The organism is Thioclava sp. L04-15, from assembly GCF_002020275.1.
In the GTDB taxonomy this organism is placed as follows: Bacteria; Pseudomonadota; Alphaproteobacteria; order Rhodobacterales; family Rhodobacteraceae; genus Thioclava; species Thioclava marina.
This window is the reverse complement of the sequence record NZ_MPZW01000006.1, coordinates 242,805-248,804: the sequence shown is the minus strand read 5'-3', so window position 1 is coordinate 248,804 and position 6,000 is coordinate 242,805. Positions and strand designations below refer to the sequence as shown.

At 62.5% G+C, this 6,000-nt stretch carries 5 protein-coding genes; 1 reads left to right on the top strand and 4 read right to left on the bottom strand.

The window, feature by feature from the left end; all coding sequences use genetic code 11:
• The first annotated feature begins 566 nt into the window (after positions 1-566).
• Positions 567-2,039, top strand: a complete 1,473-nt coding sequence (locus BMI90_RS14425) for a pyruvate kinase (protein ID WP_078530203.1) — start codon at positions 567-569, stop codon at positions 2,037-2,039.
• 6 nt (positions 2,040-2,045) lie between these two features.
• On the opposite strand, the gene BMI90_RS14420 is transcribed toward BMI90_RS14425, so the two are convergent.
• From BMI90_RS14420 to BMI90_RS14405, 4 genes are all read right to left on the bottom strand, one after another.
• Positions 2,046-2,864: a sugar phosphate isomerase/epimerase family protein gene (locus tag BMI90_RS14420; RefSeq protein WP_078530186.1), complete on the bottom strand. Its 819-nt coding sequence runs from the start codon at positions 2,862-2,864 to the stop codon at positions 2,046-2,048.
• Between the two features lie 10 nt (positions 2,865-2,874).
• Positions 2,875-3,684 (bottom strand): carbohydrate ABC transporter permease, encoded by an 810-nt coding sequence (locus BMI90_RS14415; protein WP_078530185.1) that lies wholly within the window; start codon positions 3,682-3,684, stop codon positions 2,875-2,877.
• Positions 3,681-4,556: a sugar ABC transporter permease gene (locus BMI90_RS14410; protein ID WP_078530184.1), complete on the bottom strand. Its 876-nt coding sequence runs from the start codon at positions 4,554-4,556 to the stop codon at positions 3,681-3,683. The genes BMI90_RS14415 and BMI90_RS14410 overlap by 4 nt, the downstream gene beginning before the upstream one ends.
• 73 nt (positions 4,557-4,629) lie before the next feature.
• Entirely contained in the window at positions 4,630-5,913 is a 1,284-nt protein-coding gene (locus BMI90_RS14405) for an ABC transporter substrate-binding protein (RefSeq protein ID WP_078530183.1), read from the bottom strand.
• Positions 5,914-6,000 lie beyond the last annotated feature (87 nt).

Here is a 6,000-nt window from a genome sequence, read left to right as displayed (position 1 = left end):
CAACCAAATCTTTTGAAATACAGTTCGATGGCGCCCCAAGGGGCGCTTTTTGCATTCGGATTCCTCCGCTGGAAGCAAAGACAGTGCAAACGCCGAAACGTGTAAGCCGCCAACAGGTCAAGGCTCCTATCGTCATACGGCGCGGGTCTTGAACTGCACACGATCTGCTCGGATCGATCTACGGAACGTTTGGAAACTATTTCGAAAATGTCTCGCAGCATCGCTGAGAAACTCGGTTTCTTTTTCTCCAGGCACCTTGTCCCAGATTCGTAACGGCGCCGAATGCATGGCGAGGAGGCGCGACCCTCCGATGACTGCCTCGCAACTGGCTACTGTGCGTTAACCGCCGCCATGTCGCGCTCAGGTCTCTCGTCGCTGTTGTTGCCCTCCTCTGTCATGGCGCATTGTCTTCGCGGCGCGGCAGGGCACGATGATCCATCTTTCCCCCATAAGCGTTTATTCGCTTGGCCTTCGCGACGTGGTGCGCCGCAGTGTCGCTCCCGACCGAACGGTCACAAAGCTGAATCCAATCCTTGGTACTCCGCGCCAAAACGGAGTGGTCGATGATGACTGATGATTTGATCGAACTACGGCGCGAAGTCGGTGCGTTGCGTGAAACGATTTCGCGCGCTGCGGTAGTGCGGCTCGAGGCGTGGCGGGATTGGATGGACTGCGAGGATTTTGCAGCCAGCGCGGAAAATTTCGCGCATTACCTTGCCCTGCGCCGCCACGACATTCGCCCTTTACAGCGAAAACTTATGCGATTTGGTCTGTCCTCTTTGGGAAGGGTCGAGAGCAAGGTACTTCCCGAACTGGATCAGGTGATCGCGATCCTCGATGCGTTGATTGACGGAGCACAATTCGCCCCCGCTTCGGAAGCCGCTTTCTTCGCCGGTCAGAACCGGATTTCCGAACGCGCCAGACGGATCTTCGGACCGCTTACCGACCATGGCCCCGTGGGACTGCTGGTTACGATGCCAAGTATCTCCGCGCAGGATCCTGGCTTCTGCGAGAAGCTTGCAGCGGCGGGAGTCGAAGCGGTCCGGATCAACTGCGCGCATGACGACCCCGAGATTTGGCGTCGCATGATCGCTCATGTCGACGCCGCCGCCGGGACCGTTGGTCGGAGGATGAAAATTCTGATGGATCTGGCCGGTCCGAAGATCCGCACGGGAGCGCTGCGCGACGAGAAGGGGCAGAAACGCGTGCGTCTCGGTGATAGCTTCGCGCTTTGCTTTCCGGGCAGGCTCGGGATGGTCCCCTCGGGCCAACCGGCGATCGAATGCAGCTTGGCCGAACCCATCGAAGCCCTCGCGCTTGGGCATCGTGTGTTTGTCGATGACGGCAAGCTCTCGACGCGGGTGATCGCGCGCGAAGATTGGGGCGTGAAATTGCATGCCGAGATCGCCCCTTTGGAAAAGGGCTACAAGCTCAAGCCGGAAAAGGGGCTGAACTTCCCCGATTGCGCTTTGAATATCCCGGCGCTCACCGAGGCCGATCAAGAGGCCTTGCGCTTCGCGGCGGAGCATGCCGACGGGATCGAGTTCTCCTTCGTGCAGGAATTGCAAGACGTTGAGCTTCTACAATCGCTTCTGGCCGAGATCCGCCCCGATGACTGGCACGAACTCAGCCTCGTCCTGAAGATCGAGACCGAGCGCGCGGTACGCAATCTGCCGGATATGCTCGTGCGCGCGGCTGGGCGCCAGCCAACGGCCGTGATGATCGCGCGCGGCGATCTGGCGGTTGAGATCGGCTTCGCCCGTCTCGCCGAGATCCAGGAGGAAATCTTGTGGCTTTGCGAGGCCGCTCAGGTGCCGGTTATCTGGGCCACGCAGGTTCTTGAGAACTTCCTCAAGACGGGCCTGCCCACCCGCGGCGAGATGACCGACGCGGCGATGGGTGCACGGGCGGAATGCGTGATGCTCAACAAGGGCCCCTATCTCTTCGAAGCGATCGGGGAGCTTGATCATCTCTTCGGGCGCATGGCCACACATATGAACAAGAAAACACCCCAGCTGCGTGCGTTGAAGAGCTGGTAAGGGGCATCAGCGCGCGAGTCCCTGCGCCTCGAGCGCCTTCACCGTCGCGGGCAGCCGCTCGAGACGGTCGCGCACTTCGAGGATCAGGCGCGGACTCGCCTCGCTCCGTTCCAGGGTGGCAAAGACCGCAGGCCAGGGAATCGTACCTTCGCCCGGATGCCAGTGGCGATCCGCATAGCCGTCGGCATCCTGCAGATGGACATGGCCAAGCCAGGCTCCGGCCTGTGCGACATAGTCCACCACAGGCGGGGCGCCGTAGCGGCCATGGGCCAGTTCCGCGTGGCCGGTATCGAGCGAGACGCGCAGCTGCGGATGGTCGATCGCCTGCACCACGCGCACGCGCGCCGACGGGTCGGTGTCGTCGATATTCTCCAGCATCACGGTGCAGCCGATCTCTCCCGCCCGAACCAGCACCGGGGCGAGGCAGTCGGCCATCGCGTTCAGCATCTGATCGGCGACGGCAGGGTAATTGTCGCGATTGAGCACATGCCAGTAGGTGAAGGGTGAGTGCACGACCATGTGGCTGCCCCCCAGAGCCTCGGCAATCTCGAGCCCCTTGAGCAGGCGGCGCTGGATCACGGCGCGGATTTCCCTGTCGGGGTTCGACAGGTCGAGCCCGAAGAACGGTCCGTGAATGCCGCGCAGCCCGCGGTGACCGTCGAGCGCGCGCTTGTAGCTTGCGATGAGTTCGCTCGGGTCGCCGGCGAAGATTTCGGGCATCACGAAATCCTGGATTTCGATGGCGCGGGCGGGCTCAAAGATCCAGTCGCGCAGGGTGTCGAGATCGCGGCGCCGGATGGCAGCGCCCAGAAGCGGAAGGGTCATCGGGAAGTCCTCATTTGATGCCGGCGCGCATGAAGCTTTGCACGAACTGGCGCTGGAACAGCAGGAAGGCGAGCAGGAGCGGCGCCGAGGTCATCAGCGTGGCTGCGTTGATCACCGCCCATTCGGTGCCGCTATCGGTGGTGGCAAAGACCGACAGGCCGACGGTGACGGGACGGGTCTCGACCGAATTGGTGACGATCAAGGGCCAGAGGAAATTGTTCCAGTGATAGCTGACCGAGACGAGCCCATAGGCGAGATAGGTAGGTTTGGCGAGCGGCACATAGACCCGCCAGAGGATCGCGAGCGGACCCGAGCCTTCGATCCGGGCAGCATCGTCGAGCTCGCGCGGGACCGTCATGAAAGCCTGCCGGATCAGGAACACGCCAAAGCCCGAGGCGATATAGGGCAGGGCGATCGCCTGCAGCGTATCGACGGCATTCATCGCGTGGATGATCTTGTAATTCTCGACGATCAGGATGTCGGGCATCACCAGCAATTGCAGTAGGACAAGACTGAACAGCAGGTCGCGCCCCGGAAAAGAGAACCGCGCAAAGCCATAGGCTGCGAGCGAGCACAGCACGAACTGTGCCGCCGTGATCCCGGTCACCAATATGAAGGTGTTGAGGAAGTAGCGCGCGAAGGGGGCCGCGTTCCAGGCCTTGACGAAATTCTCCAGCGTCAGCGGCGCGGTCAGCGTGAAATGCGCCTCATAGGCCGAGGGGTGAAACGCCGTCCAGACCGCGTAAAGCAGCGGCGCGATCCAGAGCGCGGCCAGCAGCGCCGCGCCGCCATTCCACAGATATCGATCGAACGCGCTCATTTGTAATGCACCTTGCGGTCGAAGAGGAAGAATTGCCCGATCGCCAGCAGGCACATCAGCGCCAGCAGAACCACGCTCAGCGTCGCGCCATAGGCGGTGTCCCAGAACCGGAACGAGGTCTCGTAGATGTAGTAGAGCAGCAAGGACGACGCGTTGTCCGGTCCGCCGCCGGTGAGGATGAAGATGTGATCGACCAGCCGGAAGGCGTTGATCACCGCGTTGATCGAGACGAACAGCGTGGTCGGCATCAGAAGCGGCAGGGTGATGCGGCGAAAGATCGTCCACGCGCCCGCGCCCTCGATCTTCGCGGCCTCGGCCAGTTGCGGCGGGATCGCCTGCAGCGCGGCGAGGTAGAAGATCATGAAGAACCCGGCCTCTTTCCAGATCGCAACCACCATGATCGCGGGCAGGGCGGTTCCGGCATTGCCGAGGAAATTGCTCTGCCCGGCCCCGAAGAGGCCCAGCACCTGGTCGATCAGCCCGAAGCCCGGCGTGTAGAAGAAAAGCCAGATATTCGCGACGGCGATCAGCGGCAGAACGGTCGGCGTGAAATAGGCCATCCGCGCCAGCGCGCGCCCCTTGAAGGGGCGGTTGACCAGCAGCGCCATCGCAAGCGCCAGCGCCATGGAGACCGGGATCGTTCCGAGCGCATAGATCGCGTTATTGCCAAGCACCTTCCAGAAGGTCGGGTCCTGGATCAGCCGCTCGTAATTCGCGAGCCCCACAAAATGCGAGGGTTTGCGCCCGCGCGGGGTGGAGAACAGCGATCCCCAGAGCGTCATCAGCGCCGGGATATGCGTGAACAGGAAGATCAGCGCCAGTGCCGGCGCGATCAGGGTCCATCCCCAGATCCAGTCGCGTTTGATCTTCATGCTCGGTCTTTCCTGATTGAGTTGGGGGCGGGCCCGCACGTGGCCCACCCCCGGGGAGTGCCCCTCTCGGGGATCAGCGATAGGCGGCCAGCACCTGATCGGCCTTGGCCTGCGCTTCCTTCAGCGCCTCCTCGACCGGCTTCTGGCCGGTGATCGCGGCGGCAAGCGCATCGTTGAGGAACTGCGTCACGCGCTGGTTCTCGTGAGTGGACAGCTCCGCCTTGGCGTATTGCAGCTGATCACGCGCCACGAGGACCTGCGGGAAGCCCTTGGCATAGTCCTTCATCGTCTCGGTGTCCCAGGTGGCCGGACGCGGAGCGACATAACCGGTGGCCTTGGTCCAGATCGCCGATTGCTCGGGTGCGGTGATCCATTCGATGAACTTAACCGCCGCTTCGAGTTGCTCATCCGAGCTGCCCTTAAAGAGGTAGAAGTTGCCGCCGCCGGTGGGCGCACCGCGCTGCGCCTTCTCGGGCAGCATCGCCACGCCGAAGGGGAAGGGCGCGTTGTCATGCATGTTGGTCAGGTTGCCGGTGGTGGTCCAGACCATCGCCGAGCGGCGCTCGAAGAAGTCCTTGGGCGTCGCACCCCAGTCAAGGATGCCGGGCTCCATCACCTTGTCCTTGGTCGACAGGTCCACGAGATATTGCGCGGCCTCGATCACTTCGGGGCTGTCGAAATAGGTCTCGGTCCCTTCGCCATTGGTGAGCTTGCCGCCCGCTTCGATGACGAGCCCCTGGAACAGCCAGTAGGGGAAGCCCGAGGACGGGATACGCACACCCCATTGGGTCGTGTTGCCCGAAGCGTCCGTCTTGGTGAGCTTCTTGCCCATCTCGACCATCTCGTCCCAGGTCGCGGGTGGGGTTTCGGGATCGAGGCCCGCTTCCTTGAACGCGTCCTTGTTCCAGTAGAGCACCGGGGTCGAGCGCTGGAACGGGATGCCGTAGGTCTTGCCATCGAACTGGCTGTTTTCCATGAAGGCCGGATAGAAGCCTTCGATCCATTTTTTGCCCTCTTCGCCCTTGGCGTAATCGTCGAAGGGCAGGATCAGGTCATCGTCGAGCAGCGTGAACATGTCGGTCGACAGCGCCACCGCGATCTGGGGCGCGTTGCCGCCGCGCGCGGCGGTGATCACCTTGGTGATCGTGTCTTGGTAGGAGCCCGCGTAGATCGGGTCGATCTTCACGTCCGGGTGGTCCTTCATATAGGTCTCGGTCAGGCCTTCGATCGTCTTCGCCGCACCGCCGCCGACGGCGACGGGGAAGTAGAATTGCAGGTCAACGGCGCTGGCGGGCAGCGCCGCAATGAGCGAAAGGGCAGCGGCAGCCGCGGAGCCCTTGAGGAAATTGGCAAGCATTGTCAGTCGTCCTTCCTGTTATGTGGCGCAGCCGCGCCGGGGCTGTTGAACGGCGCCTGCGCGCCGGGTGTTTGAGCCGGGTCGTCC

Coding starts and splice junctions, on each gene's coding strand:
- BMI90_RS14405 (WP_078530183.1), bottom strand. CDS start 5,913: ATGCTTGCCAATTTCCTCAAGGGCTCCGCGGCTGCCGCTGCCCTTTCG.
- BMI90_RS14420 (WP_078530186.1), bottom strand. CDS start 2,864: ATGACCCTTCCGCTTCTGGGCGCTGCCATCCGGCGCCGCGATCTCGAC.
- BMI90_RS14425 (WP_078530203.1), top strand. CDS start 567: ATGACTGATGATTTGATCGAACTACGGCGCGAAGTCGGTGCGTTGCGT.
- BMI90_RS14410 (WP_078530184.1), bottom strand. CDS start 4,556: ATGAAGATCAAACGCGACTGGATCTGGGGATGGACCCTGATCGCGCCG.
- BMI90_RS14415 (WP_078530185.1), bottom strand. CDS start 3,684: ATGAGCGCGTTCGATCGATATCTGTGGAATGGCGGCGCGGCGCTGCTG.